The organism is Micromonospora sp. 067-2 (assembly GCF_046549295.1).
In the GTDB taxonomy this organism is placed as follows: Bacteria; Actinomycetota; Actinomycetes; order Mycobacteriales; family Micromonosporaceae; genus Micromonospora.
The window spans coordinates 177,783-203,296 of the sequence record NZ_JAJPWB010000014.1; the positions used below are offsets into that span (position 1 = coordinate 177,783).

22 protein-coding genes and 4 pseudogenes are annotated in these 25,514 nt (G+C 68.3%); 10 read left to right on the forward strand and 16 right to left on the reverse strand.

Annotated features, from left to right (window positions below; all coding sequences use genetic code 11):
• Positions 1-522: 522 nt before the first annotated feature.
• Positions 523-885, forward strand: a complete 363-nt coding sequence (locus tag ACLJN9_RS29575; protein ID WP_410814955.1) for a PadR family transcriptional regulator — start codon at positions 523-525, stop codon at positions 883-885.
• 23 nt (positions 886-908) lie between these two features.
• Here ACLJN9_RS29575 and ACLJN9_RS29580 read toward each other — a convergent pair whose 3' ends face one another.
• The 5 genes from ACLJN9_RS29580 to ACLJN9_RS29600 are packed head-to-tail and all read right to left on the reverse strand — an operon-like array spanning position 909 to position 4,594.
• A complete protein-coding gene (locus ACLJN9_RS29580) occupies positions 909-1,427 on the reverse strand; it encodes a PadR family transcriptional regulator (protein WP_410814956.1) in 519 nt (172 codons plus the stop codon).
• A gap of 11 nt (positions 1,428-1,438) precedes the next feature.
• A complete protein-coding gene (locus ACLJN9_RS29585) occupies positions 1,439-2,122 on the reverse strand; it encodes a hypothetical protein (RefSeq protein WP_410814957.1) in 684 nt (227 codons plus the stop codon).
• A complete protein-coding gene (locus ACLJN9_RS29590; protein ID WP_410814958.1) occupies positions 2,065-3,369 on the reverse strand; it encodes a hypothetical protein in 1,305 nt (434 codons plus the stop codon). The genes ACLJN9_RS29585 and ACLJN9_RS29590 overlap by 58 nt, the downstream gene beginning before the upstream one ends.
• Positions 3,370-3,419: 50 nt before the next feature.
• Positions 3,420-4,172: an ABC transporter ATP-binding protein gene (locus ACLJN9_RS29595; RefSeq protein ID WP_410814960.1), complete on the reverse strand. Its 753-nt coding sequence runs from the start codon at positions 4,170-4,172 to the stop codon at positions 3,420-3,422.
• 20 nt (positions 4,173-4,192) lie between these two features.
• A complete protein-coding gene (locus ACLJN9_RS29600) occupies positions 4,193-4,594 on the reverse strand; it encodes a hypothetical protein (RefSeq protein ID WP_410814961.1) in 402 nt (133 codons plus the stop codon).
• Between the two features lie 101 nt (positions 4,595-4,695).
• Here ACLJN9_RS29600 and ACLJN9_RS29605 point away from each other — a divergent pair, with 101 nt between their 5' ends.
• The 3 genes from ACLJN9_RS29605 (at position 4,696) to ACLJN9_RS29615 (ending at position 6,614) form a co-directional block, all read left to right on the forward strand.
• Positions 4,696-5,106 carry a VOC family protein gene (locus ACLJN9_RS29605; protein WP_410814962.1) on the forward strand — a complete coding sequence of 137 codons (411 nt, stop codon included), beginning with the start codon at positions 4,696-4,698 and terminating at the stop codon, positions 5,104-5,106.
• Between the two features lie 417 nt (positions 5,107-5,523).
• Complete coding sequence (locus ACLJN9_RS29610; RefSeq protein WP_410814963.1) at positions 5,524-6,348, forward strand: TSUP family transporter; 825 nt, start codon at positions 5,524-5,526, stop codon at positions 6,346-6,348.
• A 77-nt stretch (positions 6,349-6,425) separates the two neighbouring features.
• A complete protein-coding gene (locus tag ACLJN9_RS29615) occupies positions 6,426-6,614 on the forward strand; it encodes a hypothetical protein (RefSeq protein ID WP_410814964.1) in 189 nt (62 codons plus the stop codon).
• A gap of 69 nt (positions 6,615-6,683) precedes the next feature.
• Here ACLJN9_RS29615 and ACLJN9_RS29620 read toward each other — a convergent pair whose 3' ends face one another.
• The 6 genes and pseudogenes from ACLJN9_RS29620 to ACLJN9_RS29645 all read right to left on the reverse strand — a co-directional run bounded on the left by ACLJN9_RS29620 (position 6,684) and on the right by ACLJN9_RS29645 (position 14,913).
• Entirely contained in the window at positions 6,684-6,842 is a 159-nt protein-coding gene (locus ACLJN9_RS29620; RefSeq protein WP_410814965.1) for a hypothetical protein, read from the reverse strand.
• An 888-nt stretch (positions 6,843-7,730) separates the two neighbouring features.
• Positions 7,731-8,030, reverse strand: coding sequence for an STAS domain-containing protein (locus tag ACLJN9_RS29625; RefSeq protein ID WP_410814967.1), 300 nt, complete (start codon positions 8,028-8,030; stop codon positions 7,731-7,733).
• Positions 8,027-12,190, reverse strand: coding sequence for a SpoIIE family protein phosphatase (locus ACLJN9_RS29630; protein ID WP_410814968.1), 4,164 nt, complete (start codon positions 12,188-12,190; stop codon positions 8,027-8,029). Before ACLJN9_RS29630 ends, ACLJN9_RS29625 begins: the two co-directional genes overlap by 4 nt.
• 362 nt (positions 12,191-12,552) lie before the next feature.
• Positions 12,553-13,677, reverse strand: a complete 1,125-nt coding sequence (locus tag ACLJN9_RS29635) for a DICT sensory domain-containing protein (RefSeq protein WP_410814970.1) — start codon at positions 13,675-13,677, stop codon at positions 12,553-12,555.
• Positions 13,678-13,973: 296 nt separating this feature from the next.
• A complete protein-coding gene (locus ACLJN9_RS29640; RefSeq protein ID WP_410814971.1) occupies positions 13,974-14,111 on the reverse strand; it encodes a hypothetical protein in 138 nt (45 codons plus the stop codon).
• Between the two features lie 440 nt (positions 14,112-14,551).
• Positions 14,552-14,913 (reverse strand): annotated as a pseudogene (locus ACLJN9_RS29645) (PadR family transcriptional regulator).
• A 326-nt stretch (positions 14,914-15,239) separates the two neighbouring features.
• Here ACLJN9_RS29645 and ACLJN9_RS29650 point away from each other — a divergent pair.
• Positions 15,240-15,737: a SigE family RNA polymerase sigma factor gene (locus ACLJN9_RS29650; protein ID WP_410814972.1), complete on the forward strand. Its 498-nt coding sequence runs from the start codon at positions 15,240-15,242 to the stop codon at positions 15,735-15,737.
• Between the two features lie 451 nt (positions 15,738-16,188).
• Here ACLJN9_RS29650 and ACLJN9_RS29655 read toward each other — a convergent pair.
• The 3 genes and pseudogenes from ACLJN9_RS29655 to ACLJN9_RS29665 form a co-directional block, all read right to left on the reverse strand.
• Positions 16,189-16,713, reverse strand: a pseudogene (locus ACLJN9_RS29655) (class II fructose-bisphosphate aldolase); the annotation flags it as partial.
• Entirely contained in the window at positions 16,604-17,449 is an 846-nt protein-coding gene (locus ACLJN9_RS29660; RefSeq protein ID WP_410814995.1) for an endo alpha-1,4 polygalactosaminidase, read from the reverse strand. The gene ACLJN9_RS29660 and the pseudogene ACLJN9_RS29655, both read right to left, overlap by 110 nt.
• A 553-nt stretch (positions 17,450-18,002) precedes the next feature.
• On the reverse strand, positions 18,003-18,644 hold the full coding sequence (locus tag ACLJN9_RS29665) for a GDSL-type esterase/lipase family protein (protein ID WP_410814973.1): 642 nt from the start codon (positions 18,642-18,644) through the stop codon (positions 18,003-18,005).
• Between the two features lie 290 nt (positions 18,645-18,934).
• On the opposite strand from ACLJN9_RS29665, the gene ACLJN9_RS29670 reads away from it, so the two are divergent.
• The 3 genes and pseudogenes from ACLJN9_RS29670 to ACLJN9_RS29680 form a co-directional block, all read left to right on the forward strand.
• Positions 18,935-19,270: a DUF2332 family protein gene (locus tag ACLJN9_RS29670; RefSeq protein ID WP_410814975.1), complete on the forward strand. Its 336-nt coding sequence runs from the start codon at positions 18,935-18,937 to the stop codon at positions 19,268-19,270.
• Positions 19,267-19,575, forward strand: coding sequence for an FAD-dependent oxidoreductase (locus ACLJN9_RS29675; RefSeq protein WP_410814976.1), 309 nt, complete (start codon positions 19,267-19,269; stop codon positions 19,573-19,575). The genes ACLJN9_RS29670 and ACLJN9_RS29675 overlap by 4 nt, the downstream gene beginning before the upstream one ends.
• A gap of 377 nt (positions 19,576-19,952) precedes the next feature.
• Positions 19,953-20,379, forward strand: a pseudogene (locus tag ACLJN9_RS29680) (phytanoyl-CoA dioxygenase family protein); the annotation flags it as partial.
• Positions 20,380-20,387: 8 nt separating this feature from the next.
• Here the strand turns inward: ACLJN9_RS29680 and ACLJN9_RS29685 are convergent.
• Together ACLJN9_RS29685 and ACLJN9_RS29690 are read right to left on the reverse strand one after the other, a co-directional pair.
• Positions 20,388-20,966: a DUF4267 domain-containing protein gene (locus ACLJN9_RS29685; protein ID WP_410814977.1), complete on the reverse strand. Its 579-nt coding sequence runs from the start codon at positions 20,964-20,966 to the stop codon at positions 20,388-20,390.
• Positions 20,967-21,085: 119 nt separating this feature from the next.
• Positions 21,086-22,831 (reverse strand): CocE/NonD family hydrolase, encoded by a 1,746-nt coding sequence (locus tag ACLJN9_RS29690; protein ID WP_410814978.1) that lies wholly within the window; start codon positions 22,829-22,831, stop codon positions 21,086-21,088.
• Between the two features lie 272 nt (positions 22,832-23,103).
• Between ACLJN9_RS29690 and ACLJN9_RS29695 the strand changes: the two genes are divergently transcribed.
• Both ACLJN9_RS29695 and ACLJN9_RS29700 read left to right on the forward strand, forming a co-directional pair.
• On the forward strand, positions 23,104-23,736 hold the full coding sequence (locus tag ACLJN9_RS29695; RefSeq protein WP_410814979.1) for a TetR family transcriptional regulator: 633 nt from the start codon (positions 23,104-23,106) through the stop codon (positions 23,734-23,736).
• Positions 23,737-24,073: 337 nt separating this feature from the next.
• Positions 24,074-25,369: pseudogene (locus ACLJN9_RS29700) on the forward strand (IS701 family transposase).
• Positions 25,370-25,514 lie beyond the last annotated feature (145 nt).

Below are 25,514 nucleotides of genomic sequence, written 5' to 3' on the forward strand. Positions count from 1 at the left end.
GAGGCCGTCGGCCACCGCTGGGCGGCTCACCATCGGCGAAGGACTGACCGGCACCACGATCCGCGAAGATCGCATCCTGAGCGGAGCTCACGCTACCGACGGCGATGTTCGCCGCCTCGGGGATCTGTTCGGCCTCTCGGTGCAGGCCAGCACCCGCTACACCGCCACCGTCGGCCACCCTGATCTCACCAATCGCTCGTACGCGACGACACTGAGCTGGAGGAGATCCCCGGTGCCCTGCCAGAGTATGACGGGTGTACACAGGCTTTCCCAGACGTCGTTGGTTAGGAAATCGGGGCGGTTGAGGCCGGCTGGTAGCGCCGTCAGCGGCCGGAGACTTGGGGCGTCGCCAGCCGGGAGCAGAAAGGTCAGAACCTCGGCGGCACACCCACACGGGGCAGGGTCGGCCGGGGTCTTCAGCCCTGATCACGTCTCCTCTGCGACTCCTGGGCCTGCTCTAGCGGGCGCGAGAGCATCCGGACGGGTGTATCGCGCGGCCTGGTAGCTGCTACTATACGAGACATGATACCGGTCGAGCGGCAGGCGACGGAGGACCGCGATCGGCAGACACAACTTCTTCGCGGCGCGCTCGACATGTGCCTGCTCGCGGTGTTGGCAGGTGAGCCCGCCCATGGTTACGAATTGGTGCGGCGAATGAAGGCGACAGGCATCGGCGTAGTCAGCTACGGCACCATCTATCCGCTGCTGACCCGGATGCGCGGTCTTGGCTTGGTCGTCGACAAACACGAGGCCAGCCCTGCGGGACCACCTCGCAAGGTGTACGCGCTGACCGACACCGGCGGCGTGCAGCTCGCTGCTTGGCGACAACAGTGGACGCACTTCACCGGCCTCGTCGATGCCGTCCTGTCTGAGAGAGCGTTTTGAAGATTGGGCTCAATTAGAGTTGATCATAGTTGTGAGGAGGTTCGGTTGAGTTGATGTCGTAGCCAGCTCAGGTCGGCCTCCATGTGGGCGATGGCGTAATCGGCGGCGATGGTGTCGGTCAACGTGAGGTGAGGGCGACGCCTGAGCGCAGTGAGTTCTTGCAGCCGGGCCTGGTGGGCGGTCTGTTGCGCTGCCAGGTAGGTCGTGTATTGAGAGGGAGCGACCATCCGTAAGCACGCTAGCTTGGTCGGCAGGGCGTCGGAGTACGAGGTGGCGGGCGGCTCGACGGCGTTGAGCCATGCGTCGATGTGTGAGCGTCCGGCTTCGGTCATAACGTACGGGGCTCGATCCGGGCCCGAGCGGCGCTGCTGCTCCACCCGGCGTACAAGGCCGTCACGCTCGAGGCGACGGAGGGTGGCATAGACCTGTCCGAAGGCCAGCGGCTTCCCGTGGGGCCTTCGCTGATCGTGAAGTTTCTTCAGGTCGTAGCCATGCCGTGGCTGGTCGACGAGCAGTCCGAGGATCAGGTGCGCGGTTGCCATCGGAGCAGCCTTTAGGACGGCAGGCCGTGATTGGCGAGCGGTTCAGTTCTCCTGACCAGCGTGGTGGTGAGAACGGCTGCGCACAGTAGTGCGGCGCCGACCGAGGCGCTGATGCCGCGCAGCTGCACGTTGTAGAGCACGTTGTGCTCCCACAGGATCAGGCCCGGGCTACTGAACAGGATCACGACGAGGAGGGTGGCGGCGAAGGCCGCTGCTGCAGGCGTGACAGCTGCGGCCAGCAGGTAGGTACCGAGCACGATCATCCATGCTGCAAGGAATGCCGCGCGGTTGATTTGCGCCTGAAGCACCGGAGTGATCAGCAGCGGGCTGGTGGTCGCGAGCAGGCAGACAGCGGCCACCCACAGGACTTGTCCGGGCTGGCGGCGCCGCGAGCGTGTGACTTCGAAGCAATCGAGGCGGCTGCGCAAGCAACGGGCGATCACTCCAGCGGGCACCAACGTGGTCAGGATGGCGACCGTGTCCAAAGGCGAAGTGCCGGCAGGTGCGACGTTCAATCCGAACGCGGACAGTCGGTATCTGGCGGTGACGGCGATGCCCAGCCACACGAGCAGGTACGCGACGATGGCACGTCCGGTGACCCCGTGGGCCTTCGCATGTGCGCGCAGCAGGAACAGTCTCAGCGGTCCGCTCCGTTCACGCAGGCCATCACCTGTGGTCCGTTGCGTTCGAACCATGCCGCCAGGTCAGGGTCGGACATCGACGAAAACGCCTGTGACCGTTCCGCCAGTGCAGCATCCTCGGTGAATGCGTAGCCGACGTTGATCTCGCCGGTGTAATTCGACCCGTTCGTGGGCAGGTTGTTGCGCCGCAGCCACCAGCCGTAAAGCATCACCGACCGCGCGGCGGCGTCGTTGAGAGATGAGGCGTTCTGCGGCGCCGCGTTGAGGCACGGCGTGATGAACAACCCGGTGCCGAATCGAGCCACGAAAGCGCGCTGGTCGATCTCATGAGCCGGCGACGTGTAGCCCTTGGTGACCTCGATGATGATCTGACCCGACTCCTGCGCCGGGGTGGCACCGGTCAACCGCTGCGCGTCAGGAATGAGAGCCGAACTGTGAACGACGGTGCGGCCTGTCAACGACAGTCCGGGGACGCGGCCGAGTTCCTGCCGGACCAAGCGGTGGTATTGGGGCAGCAGGTGATCATGTGCGCGGTCGGTGCACACGCGCGGGTTGTCCCCGAGGCACGCCACGGCGTACTCGCCGGGCACGGCATGACGCACGCCCGCGGTCAGGAAGCTGCCTGCCGCGGCGACGCCGGCCACGAGTACCAGCGCGTAGGCCACACGGTTGCTCCGCATGACCCAGAGCACCGCGGCCGCGCCAAGCAGCACCCACAGCGCCGTCTTGCCAATCAGCAGTTCATTCGGCACGCGCAGGTAGTCGCGGGCTGAGTCGTCCAACCCGAACAGGTCACCGAAGAACACACGGCCGGAGGAAAAATCAACCGACACGCCGACCATCGAGAGCAGGTAGGGAACGGTCGTCGCCGCCACAGGCGCCACGACCGGCGGCAGAAACCGGCCGGCGACCACACCGAAACCGACACCCGCCATTGTCCAGCCGGCCGCCGGCAACATGTCCAAGACGTTGACCACGCCGTGCGTCGCTCGGCCGTGCGTGGCCAGCACCGCGTAGGCGGCCACCACGGCGTACCCCATGAGGCTGCCGCCGATCACGGCGCTCAACGCCGACCCGTAGACGCGCCAGGCCGGACGCGAGGCCACCCGGAGCATGGGCTCGTATCGACCACGTCGCGGCGCGGCAATCACCCACGCGGCAGCCGCGGCCGTGATGCACCCACCCCACAGCGTGGCGTACCGCAGGCTGCCGCTCGTCGTTCGCCAGTTGCCGACCCACTCCTCGGATCTCAGAGCCGCCTGCGTCACACCCTGCACGGCGATCACCAGGGCCAGGAGCACCGCAACCGCCGCCGGAGTGCGGAGGAAGCTGCCCCGCGCGTACGGGAGCCTCATCCGACGCTCTCCAACGCCACCTGAAATCCTCGCCGCAAGCCCTGCAGACCCGGCTCCGCGCCGGCCAGAGCCGCCAGCGCCTGCGGCGTGCCCGACCACCGCAGACGGCCACCGTCGAGCACGATGATCCGCTGCGCCAACGCCTCCACATCCTCCAGCAGGTGGGTGGCGACCAGCACCACGGTGTGTGTTCGTAGTGCGCGAACCAGCTCGTGGAACTCCTCGCGCTGCTCTGGATCCAGGCCTGCGGTCGGCTCGTCGAGCACCAACACGCCCGGTTCGGCGACGACCGCCGCGGCCAGCCCGGCACGGCGCAACTGCCCCCCGGACAGCGTCCGCAGGGGATGCTTCGTCTTGTGTTCGAGCCCGACCAGCGCGATGGTCTCCGACACCCGCGACGCGAGACGGGCACGGGGTACTTCCTTGAGCCAACCCGCGTAGCCCACGAACTCCTCCACCGTCATGTGCGGCGGGAAGCCGAACGACTGCGGCAACCAACCGACCTCCCGCAGAGCCTTGCGGCCCTGCCGGCTGCCTCCGCCGATTACCCGGCCGTCCAGACACACCCGGCCATCCGCTGGGGGCGCCGCGCCGACCAGCGTTGAGATCAAGGTGGTCTTGCCGGCACCGTTGCGGCCCAGCAGCACGGTGGCGCCCACCCCGAGGCCGAAGCTGACCTTGTCCAGGGCGATTTTCCTCCCGTACCGGAAGGTGACCTTCTCAGCTTCGAGCACCCGGGATGAACTCACGCGTCAGACCTTAACCGGAATCATTTAGGAATCAGCGCAGACCAGCTGCCACAAGGGTCAGGTTGACCACTCTTGTCGCGGCACACCCGCGCCTTCTCCCCGTCCAGCGAGCACGGGGGCAAGATCGGCGGCGGCGCACTGACCGTGCCGCCGGCCCCCTGGCCGCTCTGGCTGGTGACGTTGCCGGTATACCGGCCGTCGTTGACGTCACCGCAGTTGTTGAGGACCACCAGGCCCGAGTAGTAGACCGGGTTGCCCGAGGTCGACTTCAACGTACCGTCGAGGTAGGCCCCGTTCGAGTACTTCGTCGTTGCCGTCTGGGTGCCGCTGCCATCGCTCGACGAGACATTGACTGCCATCCCGGCCGTTGGCACAGCGAGCGCGACGAACGTCAGAACCGCGAACGTCATCACCTTCCGCATACTCACTCCTCACCTATGGTTGTATCGGCGAATCCCGATACAACCACAGGTGCCCTCACTGCGCTGCCCCGCTCACAGTGCGTGACTAGATCGAAGTCGCGGTGCCGGGTTCGCCGCCGCCTGCCAGCAGCATTGCGTTCTTCGTCGCGCTCGGGCTGGAGCTGGAAGGCGAGGCGACAGTCGAGGGCAGCGCGGTGGATCGCCTCGTTGGGCTTGAGGGAGTCCGATCGGACATCGCGATGATGCGCACCCCGGACGGCCTCGGACGGCTCGAACTGACCAAGTACCACACCCCGTCGAGCCGAGACGGTGACTCGGGCGCTCCGGCGAACACGTTGGGCGCACATCGCGTCATGTTCGCCGTCGACGACATCGAGGACATCCTTGACCGCCTGCGGCCACACGGAGCCGAACTCATCGGCGAGCTGGTGCAGCACGAGAACAGCTACCGGCTCTGCTACCTCCGCGGCCCCGCAGGCATCATCGTCGCGCTGGCCGAGCAAACCAAGTGACCCCGCACACCAGCCAGCCCTTCCTCCGACGGCGACCTGTCCACGCCAGCCGCCGAACGGACCGCGGCGAGCACCCGCCGGGGCGACCCGACACGCCCACCGACCTGGTACGCGGACATCCCACCCTGCGCGGCAAAGTCGAGCACCGCGACGGCTGGACACTGCTGTCGACCAACAGCACCACCTAGGCCCCACACGCCAGCACGTCAGCACGCTGCCCGCCGGGCAGACGGTCACCGTCACCGGCACCGAAACCACCTTGCCCGCCGGCTGTCCCGCCTTCCCGAGCCCTCACCCTGCACTGAACCAGCGCGGGTCTCACGTCACGAGACGCCGCCACGAAGCGCAGAGCGCCTCGGCGATGGTGGACCTGGCACCAGAACCGCCAGTACGCCAACCGGCCCTTAGGGTTCGCCTGTGCAGACACCCCCTGGCACCGAACAAACCGCCGTCCGCTTCCCGCTGCCGGTGGCGTTCACCGCCGGCGCGGCCGTCGGGGTGCTCGGTGGCATGGTCGGCCTCGGCGGCGCCGAGTTCCGTCTTCCGTTGCTCATCATGCTGTTCGGGTTCGCCGCGCTGCAGGCCGTCATCCTCAACAAGGCTCTCAGCCTCGTCGTGGTCCTCACCGCCCTGCCCGCCCGGCTCGCCGCGGTCCCGCTGTCCGCCCTCGCCCCGCACTGGACCGTGATCGCCAACCTGCTGCTCGGCAGCCTGGCCGGCGCGTGGGCCGGAGCGTCCTGGGCCACCCGGATGCGCTCAGTCACCCTCTACCGCGTCCTGGCCGTCCTGCTCGTTGGCATCGCCGCGGCTCTCATCGCCAACCACACCGGCACGCTGCGCCACGTCGCCCTCGCGCCGGCCGCCGTCGTCACCGCCGGCGTGGTCGCCGGATTCGTCATCGGCGTCGTCGCCGCCCTCATGGGCGTGGCCGGCGGCGAACTGCTGATACCCACGATCGTGCTGCTGTTCGCCACCGACATCAAAATCGCCGGAAGCCTGTCCCTGGCCGTGTCGCTGCCCACCATGCTCGTCGCGTTCGCCCGCTACAGCCGCGACGGCAGCTTCACCGTCCTGCGCCGCCACACCCGCCTCGCCGGCTTCCTCGCGCTCGGCTCGATTACCGGCGCCATCGGCGGCGCCCTGCTGCTCGGCGTCGTCCCCGACGCAGTGCTCATCCCCGCCCTGGCCGCCCTACTGGCCCTGTCCTCGATCAAGGTATGGCGCCACGCCGCCACCGAGTGACCACCGGCGACCGGGGGGGACCCTGCGCGGGGACGACATCACCAGGTCATCCTGATTCGCTAGAGGAAGATCTGGGGGTGACGCTGCCGCTAGCCTCGACGGCGGCGTTCCTGCTCGCCCTGCTGCCCGCGGTGGCCGGATCCGGTGGCGGCGTGCTGCTACTGCCCGCGTTCACCTTCAACTGGGCCGTGTCCTTGTGCGCCTATGTGCGGGTCGAGGCCGCATGGGGTTTCGCTCCGTCGGTGATGTGGTGTCCTATCGGTTGACGGCCGGCGTCTGCCCCCGTGGATGCCGGCCGTCGCCGTGGCCGTGGCCGTACGCGAGGCTGCGGTGGCTTATGAGGTGATGGCCAGGGCGGCGGCGCTGGCGACGACAACGAGGGGCATCCCGAGCAGGCCCACGGTGGCGAACTCTCGGGCGCTGACATCCAGACCGCGGGCCTGGCACCGCTCGCGCCACAGCAGCGTCGCGAGTGACCCCCACAGCAGGACCAATGGGCCGGCGTTGACTCCGATAAGCAGGCCGAGGAGTCGTAGATCATCGCGACTAGCTGCAACCGGACCCGCCGCGCGGCCAGAGAATCACCGACTTGCCGCGCGTCGGGCACCGACCGATCAAGCCGGTTGAGCTTCGGCGCCACCAGCGGGTCGCGGCTCCTACGCGGCGGGGACATCATCCATGTCGGTCGGCACGCCGAGCTCGAGCAGAATTTTCCGGTTAGCTTCCAGGTCCTGCTTGTCGGCGGAGCAACGGGCGTACCCGATCATGCTGCCCATGCCTCGGAGCGTACCGGATATCCCCCGCTCACCGGACGCGGCGTGACACCCTCTGTTAGACGCACCGCCGCTGGCCAGGGCGGCCGAGGTGATTGAAGAGGTGCCCGTTCAGGACTCGCTCAACGGATGCCCTGGGCCAGTCGCTTGAAGTGACCCCAAATCAGGTCCATGCCTTGGTGTTGATGCGCGCCAAATTCTATGAGCGGCCCTGAACCTGACGAACGTTGGCACTGGAGCCCACCGGCAATCAGGCTGGCAGCGCGAATACCTCTTACTGCTGTCTCTTCGTCAGCAAAATTCCTATCGCGGCGCCGTCAGTGGCAGTCTTGGTGCGCCCATGCTCAACTGGGGCAGGTGGACGGGGCCATTTCGTGGTGCGGTCGCCCGGCCGACAAGCCTCGGCGGCAACGACATAGGCGCCCTCAGCGCTGCGCTCCCCAGCCAGTTCTCATGATCGGCGGTTGCAGCGGACATCCCAGATGCCCTTACCTGGGCAGGCGCGCAAGAAGACCGCGAAGTCCTTACATGCTCGCCGTGGTCGGCGCTCCTGCGTCGCTACGACGGCGACGGCTCGTGCTGGAAAGCTGCCCAAACAGCCTCAACCGATCACGGCTGAGTGACTGTCATCAGGTCGGCGAGGCCGGCGATGGTCAGCACAGGGGCCAGGAGTGGGCTGGCGATGAGGTGGATCCGCTCGACGTGGGGGAACAGGACGGCGAGGCCGGCGCTGTCGAGGTATTCCAGTGCGGTCAGGTTGACCGTCAGCTGGCCGGAGGCAGCTTCTACGGCGCGGGTGAGGGCGGCGGCGAAATCGGCGGCGTTGCTCATGTCGACCTCGCCGGCTGCGGTCAGTACGGGAGTGCCGTCGGGTCGGTGGCCGGTGGTGAGGGTCAGGGCGGTGCTCATGGGATCCTCGCCTGCATGTCGATGGTGGTGCCGGTGGCGCCGGGTGTGACGGTGATGGCGTCCATCAGGGCACGCATGAGGACAAAGCCGCGTCCCCGGTGGGTGTTGGCGTCCGGCTGGGGTGTCTTCCAGCGCCCGCTGTCGGTGACGCTGAGGTGCAGACCGTCGGCGGTGGCGGTGGCCCGTAGACGGATCCGTCCGCCGGGGCTGTCGCGGTGGCCGTGTTCAATGGCGTTGGCGCAGGCTTCGCCGGCGGCCACCAGAACGTTGTAGGCGTTGGTGGGATCGAGCCCGCAGCGGTTGAGCCAGCTCCGTAGGGCGGTGCGCACGGGTGCCAGGCCGGCGTGTTCGGCGGCGAAGTCGAGCTCCAGCGGGCCGGGGTGGCGATAGAGCAGGACCGCGACATCGTCGTCGTACCCCCCGGGCGGAGTTAGTTGGTTCATGACGTCGGTGGCGAGCGTCTCGATGGGATGGGCGCGTCCGTTCTGGATCACTGTCACGACGTGGTCGATGCCTGCGGTCAGCGGTTGGCGGCGGCGTTCGACGAGCCCGTCGGTGTAGAGCATCAACGTCGCCCGCGCCGGCACGAGATCCTCAGCTTCGGGGCGTTCAACGCTGCCGCGCACTCCCAGGGGACGGGAGTGGCCCCGGTCGAGCAGGCGAGTGGTGCCGTCCGGCGAGGTGACAATGGCGGGAGGATGCCCGGCGCTGGCGTAGCGCAGGTGGCCGCTCGTCGGGTCGAGGACGCCGCAGAAGACGGTCGCGCACAGGGCCCCGGGTAACTGGGCTGCGAAACGGTCGAGTGCGCTGAGCGTGCGCGACGGGCTGGAGTCCTGCAGCAGCAGGGCGCGGCAGGCGCTGCGCAGCTGTCCCATGACGGTGGCGGCTTGCAGTCCGTGACCGACGCAGTCCCCGACGACGATACCGATCTGCCCGTCGACGAGCGCGATGGTGTCGTACCAGTCGCCGCCGACTTTCAGCGGCCGGGTGGCGGGTGCATACCGCACGGCGAAGCCGCTGGGCAGCTGCGCGGGGCCGAGGATGGCCCGTTGCAACGCGAGGGCGGTCTCCCGCTGCTGATCGATCTGCTGCACCCGGTGCAGCCCTTGGCCGAGGTGACCGGCCAGCAGGGCCAGCAGGGTCTCATCCTGCTCGGTCACGGGACGCCTCTCGCCGAGGTCGATCCACAGGGCCATCGTACCGTGCGGATGCTCGACGGCGATCCCGACGCCCGTGGTCTGGTCCGCGACCGTGGTGAGCAGCGGCCGATCCCGCAGGGCGGTGAGCACTCGCCGACGTTCGTCGGTGAGGGCATCCCAGCGCTGGTGCGGGTCGGTCGTGGCCACCGTCGGGGTGTGGGAGCCGTCGAAGACAGCGGCGAGGACGCGGGTGGCACGCCACAGCCCCTGTAACTCCTCAAGAACGCCGGCCAGGGCGTCGGTGAGGTTGTCCGCCCGTGACAGGCGGATGCTGAGGGCGGCCAGCGCGCTCTCCCGCTGCACGGCGTAGTGCTCCGCCGTGACATCGCGGAAGGTGCCGACGATGACCCGTCGGCCGGTGTCTGGGTCCTGCACCTGGTTGAACGCGGCGGCGGCCCACAGACGATGGCCGTCACGATGAGTCACCGGGATGGTGTATGTGCCGCTGGTCTGCCCGACTAGCAGGGCCAGGGCGTCGGCGACCTGTTGGTGTGCCTCCGGCTCTGTCTCGCGGCTCGGCCACCAGGGAGGTATGGATGGGTAGGGGAGTCCCTCGGGACCGTAGCCGAGGATGTCGGTGAAGGTGGTGTTGATCTCGATGACGGCGCCGCTCTCGTCGCAGACGAAGAACGCCTCCTGCAGCGAGTCCACCAGTGCGGTGCGCCACCGGGCGTGGTGGTTGCGCAGCCGGGCCAACGTCACGTTCGTCCGGACCCGGGCCAGCAGTTCGGCGGCGGAGAACGGCTTCACCAGGTAGTCGTCCGCTCCCGCCTCCAGCCCTTCGATGGAGGCCTCCTGCCCCGCCCGCGCCGACAGCAGCAGCACAGGTGTTCCCGCAGTACGGGGCTCGGCGCGCAGCGCGGCTACCAGCTGCAGACCGTCCAGACGGGGCATCATCACGTCACTGACGACCAGGTCGAAATGATTGAGGCGTGCCGCTTCCAGTGCGGTTTGACCGTCGTTGACCGCCTCAACCCGGTGACCGGCCGCGCGCAGCAGGCGGGTGAGGTACTCCCGCATATCCGCGTTGTCGTCGGCGACCAGGATGTGAGCCGAGCTTCCGCCCGCCCCTGTCGTCGTCCCCTGCACGCTTCGAGCGGCGTCCTTGAGGATCACGGACGGATCCACATCCGCTGAGGACTGTTGTGGTAGCCATCGCAGCGCCTCCTGCACGAAGGGTTCGGCGGTGGAAGAGACGCCGTAGTCCTCTGCGCGAGCGATGGTGCCCGGCGGCAGGTGAACGCTGCCGAAGGGCAGCCCGATGGTGAAGGTCGTGCCGTGTCCGGCGGTGCTGTCGGCGGTGATGTCGCCGCCCTGCAGACTGACGAGTTCCCTCACCAGCGCCAAGCCGATGCCGCTGCCCTCGTTCGAGCGTGAGCGGACGTTCTCGATGCGGTGGAACCGTTCGAACAACCGCGGCATCTCCTCGGCCGGCACCCCGATCCCTGTGTCGGCAACGGTCACCACGGCCCGGCCGTCCTCGGCGCGCAACCTCACTCGGATAGCGCCGTCGAAGGTGAACTTCAGGGCGTTGCTGAGGAGGTTCAGGATGATCTTTTCCCACATGCCCCGGTCGACGTACACCGGCTCGGGTAGCGGGAGGCAGTCCACCTCGAAAGTGAGACCCGCGCGTTCGACGGCGGAGCGGAACACGCTGGCGAGGTCGGCGGTGAACGCGGCGAGGTCGACCGGCTCGTAGCGGGCCTGCATCCGTCCGGCCTCGATCCGGGAGAAGTCCAGCAGCGTATTGACCAGCTTGCCCAGTCGCAGCCCGTTGCGGTGCATGACCCGCAACTCCTCGCGCACCCCCTCATCGGTGGCGCCGAGGCGGGAACGCAGCTCCTCCAGCGGACCCATGATCAACGTCAGTGGAGTGCGGAACTCGTGGCTGATATTGGAGAAGAATGCCGTTTTGGCGCGGTCGAGCTCGGCGAGTTCCTCGGCCCGCTGTTGCTGGGCCTGATAGCTGCGCGCGCTCGCGATCCCGGCCGCGACGTGTCCCGCGGCCAGCTCGATGAAGCCTCGGTAACCGCCATCAAGGGTCCGGTACCGATTCAAGCCGGCGACCATGAAGCCGTACGGCACACCGCCCTGTTGCAGAAGTGGCACCAGGAGTGCCTGCGTGGGCGGCTGCGACCACGCACCGGTCGGCAGTCTTACGAACGGTGCACCGTCGAGCGGGACAAGTGACGACTCACCCCGCGCCAGCGCCGCCGCGGGCCACGCCACGGTGGGCTCGTCGGGCGGAATCGTCATGGGGGCTGCGGAGTGACCTGCGGGAATGCCCGCGGCCGCGGCCAGGCGGGCGCTGCCGTCGCCCTCGAGAAGGTAGATCGCCGTAAACGGAAGGTCGAGGTCGTTGCGGCCGAGTTGCCGGCCGACGAAGGTCAACATCTCCTCCTCGGTGCGCACAACACTGGGATCGGATCCGAGGTCGCGCAGCGTGGCCATCCGCCGCTCGCCGACGACCCGCTCGGTGTCCTCGCTGACGACGCACAACATGCCGACGAGGGCGTTGTCGTCGTCCCGCAGCGGGCTGTAGGAAAACGTATGGTAGCTCTCCTCCCGGTAACCGGACCGTTCCACGAACAGCAGCAACGCCTCATCCCAGGTCGCTACCCCTGTGGTCAGCACCTTCTCGATCCGAGGGCCGATATCCGGCCAGATCTCCGCCCACACCTCACTGGCCGGACGACCCAGAGCCCACGGGTACTTGCGGCCGAGGGTGTCGCGCCGGTACGCGGTGTTGCAGAAGAACGTGAGCTGAGGACCCCATGCCATCCACATCGGGAAGCGGGACGACAGCAGGATGCTCACCGCCGTCCGCAGGCTCTGCGGCCAGCCTGCGGGGTTCCCCAGCGGAGTCGACGCCCAGTCCACCTTCGCGAGGTCCCGGCCGATCTCGCCGTCGCCGGCGAACACGTCGGCACTGGTCAACGGCCGTTGTTCAGCGCTGCTCATCGTTGCGACACTCCCTCGAACCCGCACGCCTGACCCGGTGGCCATCATCTGACCGCTCAGGATCGGTGCCGCCCCCGGCGCAGACGCCGACGGCGCAGACGCCTCGCGGCATCGTAGAACAGGGCCAGGCTGCCGGCCCGATCAGGCGAAGCGGGGTATCGGGACTGGATCCCTGGTGGGGGGCCGGATTTGCCCGCGGCCTCGCCGCCCACTACGACATGGCCGTCACCCGAGGTTACTGCGAACCCCTCTCGGAGCTGGTCCGGGCGCACCAGACCTGCCTGGATGGACCGGTTCGAGCCGATCCGGCAGAAGCACACCATCGAGGGACTGGTCTCGGGCGCCGCCGAGTAGCTCCCGGGTCAGAGGACTCCGGCTGGCGCCGAGGCGGACTCCGGCGCCACGGTGGCCAGCGGCACCCCCTGCTCCACCGCCCACGACAGGGCGTGCCGGACGTCGTCCACCGGCAGCGGTCGGCGGGCGGTCACCGCGACGGCGGCGTGCACCTCGAACGCGACGAACGGGTACGAGCGGGCCAGCCCGGCGACGCCCTCCCGGACCCGGTCGGTCACCTCGATCGCCTGATCCTCGCTCAGCGAGGGCAGCACAAGCAGGTAGTCGTGCTCGGCCAGCCGGACCGCCCGGTCGCTGGAGCGCAACGGCGCGGTGAGCGCGCCGAGCACGGCCTGCGCCTCCCGGGCGGCGCTGCGCCGGCCAAACCGCTCCGGCGCCCCGGCCGGCTCGGCCACCCGGACCGCGACCAGTGCTACCGGCAGGGTGCCGGAGGCGGTGGTCCCGTCCAGGCCGGTCCAGCGTCGCATCGCCGTGTCGTCGAGCAGCGTGGGCGACTGCCCCGACACGTCATCGGCCTGGCGGGTGGCCTCGAGCGCTACCCGGGCCTGCTCCGCGCGCCGCACCAGCAGCCGGATCGCCGCCTCGCCTCGCGCCTCGCCGGGCGTCGCCGGCAGCTCACGGGCCCGGCCCAGCACGTCGTCGAGCACCAGCAGCGCGACCCGGGGCAGCCGGTCGGCGAGTTGCCCGCGCAACCGGACCATCTCGTGCAGCGCGTCGTCCCGGCGGAAGCTCCATCCGCCGTCGAAGAGCCGCCCGGCCTCGAGCGTCGCCGCCGTGGGCTCCACCTCCATCCGGTCGTGTGCGACCAGCGCCGCGCCGAACCGCGGCGTGAGCACCAGCACCGACCACTCCCTGGCCAGCGGATCCGCCTCGTCCAGCAGCACGCCGTACGTGCCCTGCGGCAGCGCGGGCGGGGTGGGACCAACCATCCCGATCACGGTGACCGCCGCGGTCGCCGCGATGCGCTGGTAGAGCGCGCTCTCCCGTTCGAAGTACGGCATCCGCTGAAAGAGCGCCATGACCACCGTGGGGCCGTCCTCGGCGGGCGCCAGGGCCGCCCGCTCGATCGCGTGCGAGACAGCGACGAGGCTGCGCTTGGTCAACCGCTCCGGGACACGTCCACTCTGCAGCACCGGGTGAGCCTAACCGCCCCACAGCGCTGTCGCCGTGACGAGACAAATCCGCATCGCCGGTCATGTGGCTTGCCTGACACTTCGGGGCCGGGGACGCGGCGGTCCGGCGTGCTGGCGCGGAGCGCATCCAGCCGGTCGAGTGCTTCGGGGCTGTCTCGCTAACAGCTCCGTCTCACATTCAGTGGCGACGGAGAGTGCTGGCTAGTGCCTCGTCATGCAGCCTTGAACGGGTAATCCGGGTGACGGATCTTAGAACCGGCAGCGAATGACGTTTTCGGCTTCGCGCGCTGGTTGCGTCAGCGGATGTACGCGCCGATCGCGGTGTCCTGCTCGTGGTGGGTGCGGTGGTCGGTGCCGTTGAGGGCGAAGTAGCGGACGGCGGCGAACTGGGCCTCGATCCAGTTCAGCCAGGACGCGTAGGTCGGCAGGAACATCAGGTCGACCTGGTTGGTGTCGCACCAGGCGCGGAACGGACCTCGGGGTGCTTGTGCGGAGGGAGTGCACGATGGCGGCCAGCAGCCAGACGGTCCAGACGATGATGCCGGTGGTGGCGAACGGCCCGAAGGTCGGCACGCCCCAGGATGCCCGGCCGGCGATGGTCTCGGCTGCGGTCCAGATGCCGGCGAGGGCGGTCGCGGTGGTGAACGCGAGGGTGGCGGCGAGGCGTACCCCGGGGATGAGGTCGGCCGCGCCGGCGGCCCGCAGCCGCTCGCGGACGCCGCCGGTCACCACGTCTGCGGCGTCGGCGGTGACGGCCATCGGCGGCCTGGTTCGGCCAGGTCGAGGCACGTCCCGACGATTTCGGCGCCGCGGGCCCGCCGGTAGCCCAGGGGGTACGCGTGGAGGAGTCGTCGGTAGCGGTGTTCGAGTTTCCTCATGCCAGTCCTCCGGCGGTTCGTGGCACAGCCCGAGGGGAGCGGGAGCGATCGCGGAGTCGGGCCGTGTCGGCCTCGACGTTGCGGCGTAGTCGGTCGGTCTCCTCGTGAAGCGTGGTGTCGCCGGCGGGGGAGAGGCGGTAGTAGCGGCGCAGCCGGCCGTCCACGATCTCTTCTTGGTGGACCTCGACCAGGCCGGCGTCGACGAGGCGGTCCAGCGAGCCGTAGAGGGTGCCGGGGCGCAGTGACAGCCGCCCCTGGGAGAGAGCGGCGACCTCGCCGATGATGCCGTAGCCGTGCATCGGCCCGCTGGCCAGCGCGGTCAGGATCAGGAAGGTGGGTCCCGCAGTGGTGTGTCCACGCCGGCAATATATCGGTCGCGAAGCTATCTGAGGGACGGAATCGCCGATCTGTCAGCTTGGTTCGCCGCAGGTATGCCTTCGTTAGATATCTGGTGGTGCTCAGAGGCAGTTACCGGGCTGCGGACGGTTGGCCGACCTGGGTCTAGCTCGAGGTCGCCCGCTCGGCCCGTCCGGGACATCCCAGCCGAGTGCCAGCTGGGTGAGTCAGACGTCGATCGCTCTGTCAAAAGTCGTGATCCATTCTAGAAATGGTGCAAATCATGTCAAAAGCCGTGATGTCGCGCGGCGTCTGAATGATGCAGCTAGGCAGGAGGGATCACCGACGGTGACGTTCGAGGAGTACGTGTTGGCGCGCGGGCCGGCGTTGATGCGCCTGGCGTGTCTGCTGACCGGTGATGACCACCGGGCGGAGGACCTCGTGCAAGACGTGCTCGCCGGGGCATTTGCGCGGTGGCCAAAGATTATGCGGGCCGAACGACCGGACGCCTATGTGCGGCGGATGTTGTTCAACGCGAATGCGTCGTGGCGGCGGCGCAGCAGCCGGGAGGTGAGCGTCAGCCGCGTGGTTGACCGACCCGCCAGTGGTGACCTCGGCACGGACGCTGTGGAACGTGATGCGATGCGGCGGTTGATCATGAGGCTGCCGCAGCGGCAGCGCGCGGTGCTGGTCCTGCGGTACTACGAGGACCTCGACGACGCGGCTATCGCCGAAATCCTTGACTGTTCGCCGGCGACGGTCCGCACCCATGCGATTCGGGCCTTGGCCACGCTGCGGGAACGCTATCCGGCGACCCCGCTGACCGTACCGAGGAGCCCAATATGAGGGATTTGGACGATCTCATCGTGACGAGCCTGCGAAAGGGAGCCGACACCGACGTCGACGCACAGGCGCTCCTTGCGGGTGCTGTTGCCCGGGGGCAGACCCGGGTCCGACGGCGGCGTCTGTCGCTGGGTCTGGGGGTTGCCGTGGTCGCGGCGATGACCGTTGCAGCCATGACGGCGGGTCCGAGGTTGTCGGCGGGGGTGAACGACGATGACCAGAGGTTAGCCCTCGCGGCACCTTCCCCGGTTGGCGTGACCCGGCAGCGTTGCCAGGTGCGCCAGGGGTTCCAGGGGCTGCCGACCGGCCGGACCTCGTCGGCACCGATCCCGGCCTCCTCCAGGCTCGGTTCGTCATCCTGCCGGCGTATCGGCGGTGAGGGGGCGCCGAGGGGGCTCAGGGTGTCGGCGACGGTGTAAGAGATCGCCGTGCGTGCGGACGCCAGGTAGGGCCGAGGGGCGACGAGGGCCGCGTTGCCATCGAGCGCCTCCCGGATTGCGCCGGTGAATGCACCGTTCAGCGCCGTGCCGATGTTGATCTTCAACATACCCTCGCCGCCGACGCCGACGAGGTCATCGGCGGGTACCCCGGAGGATCCGTGCAGGACCAACGGTACCGACACGGTTACTCGCAACCGACCGATGAGCTCGTGGTCGAGGCGAGCCGTCCGGGTGCGCATGGCGTGCGACGAGCCGACAGCCACGGCGAGCGCGTCGACGCCGGTCGCCGCGACGAAGGCGGCCGCCTCGCCACGGTCGGTACGCACTCCCGGGGCGTGGGCGCCGTCCCTGCCACCGATCTCGCCGATTCGCTCTCGACCCGCAGCCCTCGCGCTGGTCCTCGGCGGACCGCGGCGTTGGTAGCCCGCATCAGCAGGCTTTGTAGATGTACGTCGAGCTGCCGGGGGCGGTGACGTCCACGTCGCGGCGGACCACCGAGACCTTCGCGCCGACCGCCTTGCAGGCCTCGGTGTAGGCACCGCTCGTGTACTCGATGTCGATGAGGTTGTTGCCGTACACGTCGATGTAGTCGCCGCACTCGTTGTAGCGGCCGCACTCTTCGGCGATCGCGAAGTCGAGGCCTGCGGACTTCCCCCGGGTGCCGAGTTCGGTGGTGTTCTTCTGACCGATGGCGAGCCCGGCGGCGTGTGCGTGCGGTGCCAGCAGCTTCAGGTAGTCAATGGCATTAGTGATGCTGAGCAGGCTGTCGGAGCGGTCGTACGAGTCGATGTTATCGGGCTCGACAGCCTTGAAGCCGTCGGCGGCACAGCCGTCGATCCAGCCGTTGACGATGCCGGCGATCGCGGTGCGCTTCGCGGAGGTCGAGATGTCGAGCAGGATCTCGTTCCAGTCGCCGTCAACGACGTAGCCACCGAAGGAGTCGCGCAGCAGCAGGTTGTCGTGGTGCTGCTGCCACCACGTGACCTCCCCGGGCTGCACCTGGAAGGCATTGACATAACAGATGGTGTAGGTGCCGGCGGCCGGCACCGCCTCACGGTCACGGCTAACGACCGTCACCCCATTCGGCGGGGTGTATGCCTGGCCGATTTGGTAGTCGAACTTGCCGTTGACCGGCGGAAGGGTGAACCCTGCTGCCCGGGCCGCCGGTGCTGCCGCCGCGCTGGTTTTGGCGGTGGTCGTCGTAGGGGTGGGGGCGGTGATGTTGGCGTCGGCCTGCACGGTCACGGCGAGACAAACGGCGACGGCGGCGAGCAGGGTGGTGCCGCCGGCGAGACGGCGGGCGAGGGTTAAAGAGACCACAGCTGGCACTCCGGAGTGGCTCAGGATCTGCCCCGCCTCGGGTGTGTGCGCACCCTGGCGACCTGGTGCCGGGCTTCGATTACCGGCTGGGCTCGATCACTTCGAACGCCGGAAAGGTGGCGTTACGGACGATTCAACTGTTCGAACGAGCAGGTGTCAACAGCCGTTCGTGCGCGTACGGTGCTCCCCTGACCTCATCTCTCCGCAGTGCCAACGGCACGACACGCACAGCTCCTGTTTACTTGGACACCTCTAAAAAGGAGACTGGCCGATGGACCGGCTCGTGGTGGGCGACGCCAATCCCGACCTGCTGTTGCGCGGTGACGTCCGACCGCGCTCCGGCCAGGCCGAGCAGCTGCTGACTGGGACGGACCTAGCTAAGACCTAAACGAGGCTCGACAATCGTCAATTCCGTCGGCTGCGACGGGCAGCCGCTCCTACTAAGCGCCAACGTCTCAGCCTCACGCTCGGCGACTCGCGGCCGAGGAGGTTCGATGGTGCTTACCGCTCAACCGTTGCGGGTGCCGCTGAGCGAGCCGTTATCGAAGACGCGCTCGGCGAAGCGGGCGCCGATCAGGCGGTGCGCTTCGGCACTGGGGTGCAGGTTGTCGGGGAGTGGTTCGTCCGCCGGCCCGTAGAGGTCGGTTCCTTCGAGGTAGTGCAGGTTCTTGTCCGCCGATCGGCGCTCGAACAGCGAGCGCAGCTCGGCGCGGATCATCTTGAGGGTCAGGCGTCCGGGGCCGGGTTCTCCGGTGGCGACGAACCGGATCTGGTCGTCGCCGAGGCTCGCCGGGTCGAAGGCCTCCGGGTCCGGGGTGTCCTCGTGGATCGCACAGAACAGCGGTGAGATCAGTAGGAGCGGCGTGTAGGGCTGCCCGTCGCGGATGGTGTCCAGGAATCCGTGGATGGCGGGGACGAACGCGCGCAGGCGCATCGCGTCGAGGTTCACGACGTTGATGCCGAGTTTGATGCTGATGACGTCGGCCGGAGCGTCCCGGATCACCCGGGCCATGAACGGGTCTACCAGCGCGCTTCCGCCGAACCCGAGGTTGCGCAGCTCGACCCCGGCGCGATGGGCCGCGACCACCGGCCAGATCTCGCTCGGGGCGAGCGCGTTGGAGCCCTGGCTGATCGAGCTGCCGTCGTGCACCCACAGCGGCGCAGTGGTCTCGTCCGGTTCGATCGGCGCGTAGCTCGACCAGGTCGACCGTCTCGTTGTGCGCCAGCCAGACCTCGCCCCGGTGCCGGCTCGGAGCCAGTCCGGAAACGGTGGTTGCGTGTGACGCTCCCGGCTGGAAAGTCGTCTTACCGGTGGCGAGATCGACCTCCACGCGGTCACCGCCGTCAAGCTCGTCGCGCAGCGCCTGCTCGCCGTCGACGTAGACGTCGATGCACCCGCGGGGTCGATCGGCCCCCTTGTAAGCGAGCCGCGTCGGGTGCGTGACCAGGGTGAAGGAGGTGGCGGCCGTGGCGAAGACAACGCGTACACCGGAGGGTTGGCTGCCGGCGGGCGAGGTCCGGCTGGTGTTCCACGCCGCGACTCGGATGCACGTACCGGCCGACCGGCGCGCCGCGTTCGACCAGGCGATCGACTCGATGGGAGCCGGCGGGCCCCTGTACCACCTCTGGTTGGAACCGGCCTTCGCTCCGCACCACGGCGAGCGTGCCGAGGAGGGCCTGCTGGCGTGGCACGGACCGGGGACGACCCGACCGGTGAACCTGGTCCGGATCGACGGACACCTGCGCTGGATGGCGCCGCTGGACGGTCGGCCGTGACGGCGGACGTGCTCGTGGTCGGTGCGGGCATCGCCGGGCTCGCCCTGGCCGGTCGGCTGCAGAACCGGGGGATCTCCGTACAGGTCGTCGAGCGGGCCGCGGGTCTGCATGCCGCCGGGGCGGGGATCGTCCTGCACCCGAACGCGCTGGCCAGCCTCGGACGGCTCCGCGAGGACGTGGTCGCCCGAGGGGCCGCGCTCGCCGCCAGGTGTCGATCGACTCCGACGGTCGGCGTAGCGAGGTGCGGTGGAATCTGGTCTGGGGACGGTTGGGCCTGCCGATCGCCGTCCACCGCCGGGTGCTGAGCGAACTGCTGTTCTCCGCCCTCGTTCGCGGCACCGTCCGGTTCGGAACGGTTCCGCTGTCGCTGACGGAGGAGAGCGACGGGGTCTGGGTCGACTTCGACGACGGGACCAGCGGGCGTTACTGCCTGGTGGCGGCGCGGACGGGATCGGCTCCTGGGTACGCGACCTATTGTCGCCGGGCGTCGTCCCGGTCTACTCGGGGCACACCTTCGTCCGGACCACCGTCGCCGGGCCCGGGGCCGAGCGGTTACCGGACTGGCAGGTCTGGCGTACGCAGCGATCCTTCTTCGGGACCATGCCCTTGGCCGGCGGTCGCGCTGCCGTCTTCTTTCAGTGACTGAGCCGGAGCCGTTGCGGTTGACTAGACAGGGAAAGACATGGCGATCGTGGATGTCCACGGCTTTCGGCGCGACGGATTTTTCGAACTGGGCCAGGTCCTGGTCGAGGAGGACCGTACGCGGATCATGAACCACTTCGACGGCCTCGACCGGAGCGCCCGGATCCCTCCTAGCTACCAGGCGCAATACGACGGTGAGGGGGAGCGGCACAGACTTCGCAAGCTGCGCCGGATGATGTGGAAAGTTTCCGAGCTGTTCGGGCCGATCGTCAATCGGTTGGGCGCTCCCGCGATGGCCGAGGCGTTGATCGGGCCCGGGGCGGTGGCGATCCTGCACGCGGCGTTCCTCAAGCCGGCTCGGGTCGGCGCGCATGTGGCACCGCACCGAGATCAGGCCCTCTGGGACGCAGGATTACCCGGGCGCGTTCAGCATGTGGGTGGCGCTCACCGACGTGTCACCCGCCAATGGTGGTCTCTACGGATACCCCGGGTCGCACAAGGACGGCGTACGCGCACACGCCGACGATCCGGCCCACCCGTGGCATCGCACGCTGACCCACGTCGCCGCTGACCTTGGCCCGCGCGCGACTTCCGGTTGCGTCCGGGGGATGCGGCCGTCTGGGACCGCATGTTCGTGCACGGCAGCGAGCCGAACCCCTCCGACCGCGCGCCCTCGCTGAGCCATGAGCCCTTCAGCGGGGGCGACGTCGCTCGGATCGCCGTGGACGTTGAGCGCGGTAGCCTCGGAGCCGTGGTAGGCCAGCACGGTGGTCATGTCACCGTAGGCGGCGAGGGCCTCTACCAGCAGCACCCAGCCCAGCGCTCGGCGGTGGCCTGTCACCAGCAGGACGCCCAGGACCAGGGCCAGGACGACGTCGCGGATTCCCTTGATGCTTAGAAAGCCGCCGCCATCGCCGGACGGCCAGCCCTGCAGGCCGAACCCCGGTGCCGTCGTCTCCGGGCTCAAGATGAACTCCAGCCCGAACCAGAGAATGAAGGATGAAGGCGGCGGCCAGGGCGGCGAGCCCGAGCGGCGGGCAGTGCTCACGATCATGCCGGCCAGGGTCTCGCGCCGGGTAGACCTTCGCCTCGTGGCGACCGATACCGTCCCCGGCCGCGGATGAGGCGGGTCTGCGGAACCCGCTTCATTCGCAGCGTCGCGTGAGACGTCGCTTACCTGGTTCGAACGGGCAGTTGCAGGTAGGAGGCGTACCGACCGCCGGTGTGGATGATGTGTTGTCCACTGTTGGCGGGGGTGTATTCACTTAGCCGGGGCATCATCGGTCCGAGAAGGTGCCGGCCGCTGATTACCAGGCGGAGTTGTTCACCGGGGTGGAATGCGAGGCCGATCGGGAGTAGGTCGATGTCGATGTCGACGATCTCGCCGGGTGAGAGCTTCTCGGTCCGGTCGAAGCTGTGCGCGGGCACGGCGTCGGACGACAGCGTCTCGTCGAGGTGACGCAGGGAGACGCGTAGACGTCCGTCGGACCCCTTGTACCGCAGAATCGAGGCGCCGCGTTCGGTGAGGTCCTGCACCATAGCGCCCTGGTTCGGCACGGTGAACTGCTGCAGAGGTGTGCCGAACGTGTCGAGCTTCTGCACCAGCACGAACAGATCCATGTCGTCGGCGCCACGTGCCTCGACGAAGAGACGCGCCTTCGGGTAGCCGACCAGCACGGTCTCCTGGTCGAACCGCGTTACGAACGACACCGCGTCCGGGTTCGCCCCGACGTCGTAGACCGCTGCCACCTCGTCAGTGGGTGCCCTGGTGACCAAGGCCCGCGAGCGGCCGTCGAGGTAGTACTTCATCGAGGTGACGTCCCTCGGGGGAAACTCGTCCGCTGGGATATCGACCTGGTCGCCGCCTTCGAGGTCGAGGACGCAGTAGCGGACACGGGGCGTGTGCTCCCACCCGTTGTCCTCGCCCTTGAGGTAGCGGTCGAAGAAGCGGCGCAGATCCTCCACGTTCACCTCGTCGTAGTAGTCGGGCCACTCCTGCGTGTTGTGGATGCGCAGCCACTTCTCTTTCGAGGTCATCCGTCGCCAGGCGCGGAATGTTCCCGCGGTGTGCAGGGTGTTGGAGTAGCTGGCCACGACGTACGCCGGCACGGTGATCCGGTCGAAGAGCGGGATCTTGTTCTCCCACAGGTTGTTCATGAGCGGATAGCGCTCGGCCTCCGCGATGATGTCTTCCTTGTGGCTGAGGCCCCAGAAGCTGTAGTCGCGCAACTGCCGGGCGAACCCGTGATCAGGCATGCCGCCGCGCATGACGAGGTCGCGGTAGACGTCGCTGACGCCTTCCCACGGGTTGATTGCCGCCAGGTGCGGCGGTTGTTCGGCGGCGGTGAACCACTGCGAGACCGCCAGGTAGGACGTGCCGCTCATCGCAACCTTGCCGGTGCACCAGTCCTGGACGGCGAGCCACTCGATCAGGTCGTGGCAGTCGCGGCCTTCCTGACGGTCCCACAGGACGCTGTCGCCTTCCGAGTTGGCCACCCCTCGGACGTCCGGGTTGCAGATCGCGTAGCCCTGGGCGCACCAGTAGCCCGGGTCGGGACCCTCGAACTTCTCCAGGCCGGAGACGATCTTGTTGTCCAGCCCGACCAGCCCGAAAACGCCCATCACGCTGGTGGCGGTGCCTTGGCCCTTGCCGTAGGGGCTCCACGCCACGATGACGGGAACCTTCTCCGTCCCGGCGGGACGAAGCACGTCAACATGGATCGTCACGCCGTCTCGCAGCGCGACCGCTACGTCCTTCTCGAGCACGATGTCGATGGAAATCGGCCGGAACGCGGGCGCGATCTGGAAACCGGCCGGCAGGATTCGGGTTCCAGGCTCGAAGCCGCTCAGCACCCCGTACCTGTCGCCACCCGGCTCGAGCGGGCGCGAGGGCATGTACACCCTCTGGTCCTCGGTCATCTCACGACCTCCTTGTCCTGCTTGCCCAGACCGGCCTGATCGCCGGATCGCACCACCATACGCTTTATATCAACGCCGGTTGAGAATTTTTTGAGTGCGACTAGTCACGCTCGCACGATGATGAGCTGCGCCAGCACCTTGAGGTCGATCGGAGGAGCCCGGGGGCTGCCTGCATAACTCAACATGAGTCGATAATGTCGGGATGTCGGGGCCACAGCCCGTCCGAGGGAATGGGGGAGCTGACATTGGGTGCAGATGGCGCAAGCGGGAACATGACGTCGGGCCGGGATGTTGCCCCGTCACGCGGACGGCGTGGCCGCCGTCCGGGACGGAGCGACACGCGCCAGGCGATCCTCGACGCGGCCCGGGCCCGCTTCGCGGCCAACGGATTCACAGCCACGACAATCCGCGGGATCGCTGCCGACGCGGGCGTCGACGCCGCTCTGGTGATGCAGTTCTTCAAATCCAAGGACGAGCTCTTCGGCGCGGTCATGTCCGTGCCGCCGGCCGCACTCGTGCGTATGACGGACGCCTGGCACGGTCCGCAGGAGGGGCTCGGAGAGCGCGTCGCCCGCGCCTTCCTCGATGTCTGGGAGGAGGATCCGCAAGCATCCGAGCCACTGCTGGCGATGCTGCGCGGAGCGATCGCACAGGAGCAGGCGGCCGCGCAGCTGCGCGACTTCATCGAAGCCCGGCTGCTGAAGGGAGTCACCGCCCACTCGCGGAACGACTACGCCACCCGCCTACGCGTGGGGGTCGCCGCGGCCATGCTCGTCGGCATCATCGTCGCGCGACGCATCGTTGGCGTACCAACTATCGCGAACGAAAGCTTGGACTCAATCGCGGCCACCGCCGGGCACGCGCTACAGGCACTGCTTGTGCCCCCCGGCGGCGGCACTCGGTGACACCGACGAACGGGACAACACCGATAGCTCTGGGCGACAGCCGCATCTACGTCAATGGACATCGCGTCGATCGTCCGCGCGACCTGCATCGGACCTTTGACGCGTTGGAGGAGTCCGGCGGGGTCGCGTGGATCGGCCTGACGTCTCCCACCGGAGGAACTGACGTCGATCGAAGACGAGTTCGGCCTGCATCCGCTGGCGATCGAGGATGCGCAGAAGGGCACCAACGCGCCAAGATCGACAGGTATGGCGACACCCTCTTCGTCGTTCTGCGACCGGCCTAATACTGCAACGGCAGTAGGCGAATCGAGTTCGACTCGCGTTCGTTGGTCTGCCTGTGACGGACGTTGATGTTGACCGGTGGCATGGAGAGTTGGACCGCCTGCATGCCCTGATCGGACCTCGGTTTCGGCGGGCGGAACCACGGCTGCGAGTGCGTCAGTACCTGTGCGGCCTGGTGTCGGGCCTGGGCCGCAAGAACGGCTGGACCCTCGCGGAGCAGGCCGGTGACGTGTCGCCGGACGGGATGCAGCGGTTGTTGCGGTGGGCGGACTGGGACGTCGACGCGGTCCGTGACGACGTGCGGGACTACGTCGTCGAGCACCTCGGCGACCCGGCCGGAGTGCTGATCGTCGACGACACCGGGTTTCTGAAGAAGGGCACCCGGTCGGCCGGGGTGCAGCGGCAGTATTCCGGCACCGCTGGGCGGACGGAGAACTGCCAGGTCGGGGCGTTTTTGGCGTACCGGTCGGCGAAGGGCCACGCGTTGATCGACCGGCAGCTCTACCTCCCGGCGTCGTGGACCGATGACCGGGAACGGTGTAGGGCCGCGGGGATCCCGGACGAGGTGCAGTTCGCCACGAAGGTCCAGATGGCCCGGGAAATGCTGGCCCGAGCCTTCGACGCCGGGGGTGCCGGTCGGTTGGGTGACGATGGACGAGGCATACGGGCAGTCGAAAGCTCTGCGGGTGTGGTTGGAACACCGGGATGTGGGTTATGTGGTCGCGACCCGCCGCAACGACGACATGATCACCACCACGATGGGCCGGTCACGCGCGGACGACCTGATCGCCGCCCTCCCCGCCCAGGCGTGGTGCCGGCTCTCCACCGGCGCCGGCGCTCACGGTCCCCGCGAGTACTGGTGGGCGCGGGTACCAGTGCGCATCTGCTGGCAGCCCGGCCGCGGGCACTGGCTCCTGGCCCGGCGCAGCATGACCACCGGGGAGATCGCCTACTACGTCTGCTACGGACCCCGCCGCACCCGCCTGGTCGACCTCGTCCGGATCGCCGGGACTCGGTGGGCGATCGAGGAGTGCTTCCAACAGGCCAAGAACGAAGCCGGCCTCGACGAATACCAGGTCCGCGACTGGCGGGCCTGGTACGCCCACATCACCCTGTCCATGGCCGCCCACGCCTGGCTGTCCGTTGCCCGATCCCTTACCGCAAAAGGGGATCCAGCCCCGGCGGCGACATGATGATCGGCTATACCGTACCGGAGATCCGAAGACTGCTCACCGCACTCGTAGTCCGATCAACTCACCCACCCGAGCACGTCTGGGCCTGGTCACGATGGCGCCGACGACGCCAACACCAAGCCCGAACCTGCCACTACCGACGACACGGCTACCCCTGACCAACTGCCGTTGCAGTACTAAGGGATGTCTCGTAACCCTGGTGTCTGTCCGTTGAGGATGGTCGGGCAGGATGCCGGGGGTGCAGGTGATCACGGCAGCTCGCCCGGAGTGGATCTTTCCGTTCACCGGCCTGCAGCCCGCCCA

Bases quoted from the DNA above. Each gene is read 5' to 3' on its own strand.
- ACLJN9_RS29630 (WP_410814968.1), bottom strand. From the start codon at position 12,190: ATGAGCAGCGCTGAACAACGGCCGTTGACCAGTGCCGACGTGTTCGCC.
- ACLJN9_RS29575 (WP_410814955.1), top strand. From the start codon at position 523: ATGATACCGGTCGAGCGGCAGGCGACGGAGGACCGCGATCGGCAGACA.
- ACLJN9_RS29690 (WP_410814978.1), bottom strand. From the start codon at position 22,831: ATGACCGAGGACCAGAGGGTGTACATGCCCTCGCGCCCGCTCGAGCCG.
- ACLJN9_RS29685 (WP_410814977.1), bottom strand. From the start codon at position 20,966: ATGATCGTGAGCACTGCCCGCCGCTCGGGCTCGCCGCCCTGGCCGCCG.
- ACLJN9_RS29625 (WP_410814967.1), bottom strand. From the start codon at position 8,030: ATGAGCACCGCCCTGACCCTCACCACCGGCCACCGACCCGACGGCACT.
- ACLJN9_RS29695 (WP_410814979.1), top strand. From the start codon at position 23,104: ATGACGTCGGGCCGGGATGTTGCCCCGTCACGCGGACGGCGTGGCCGC.
- ACLJN9_RS29640 (WP_410814971.1), bottom strand. From the start codon at position 14,111: ATGTTCCTGCCGACCTACGCGTCCTGGCTGAACTGGATCGAGGCCCAG.
- ACLJN9_RS29600 (WP_410814961.1), bottom strand. From the start codon at position 4,594: ATGCGGAAGGTGATGACGTTCGCGGTTCTGACGTTCGTCGCGCTCGCT.
- ACLJN9_RS29585 (WP_410814957.1), bottom strand. From the start codon at position 2,122: ATGGTTCGAACGCAACGGACCACAGGTGATGGCCTGCGTGAACGGAGC.
- ACLJN9_RS29580 (WP_410814956.1), bottom strand. From the start codon at position 1,427: ATGGCAACCGCGCACCTGATCCTCGGACTGCTCGTCGACCAGCCACGG.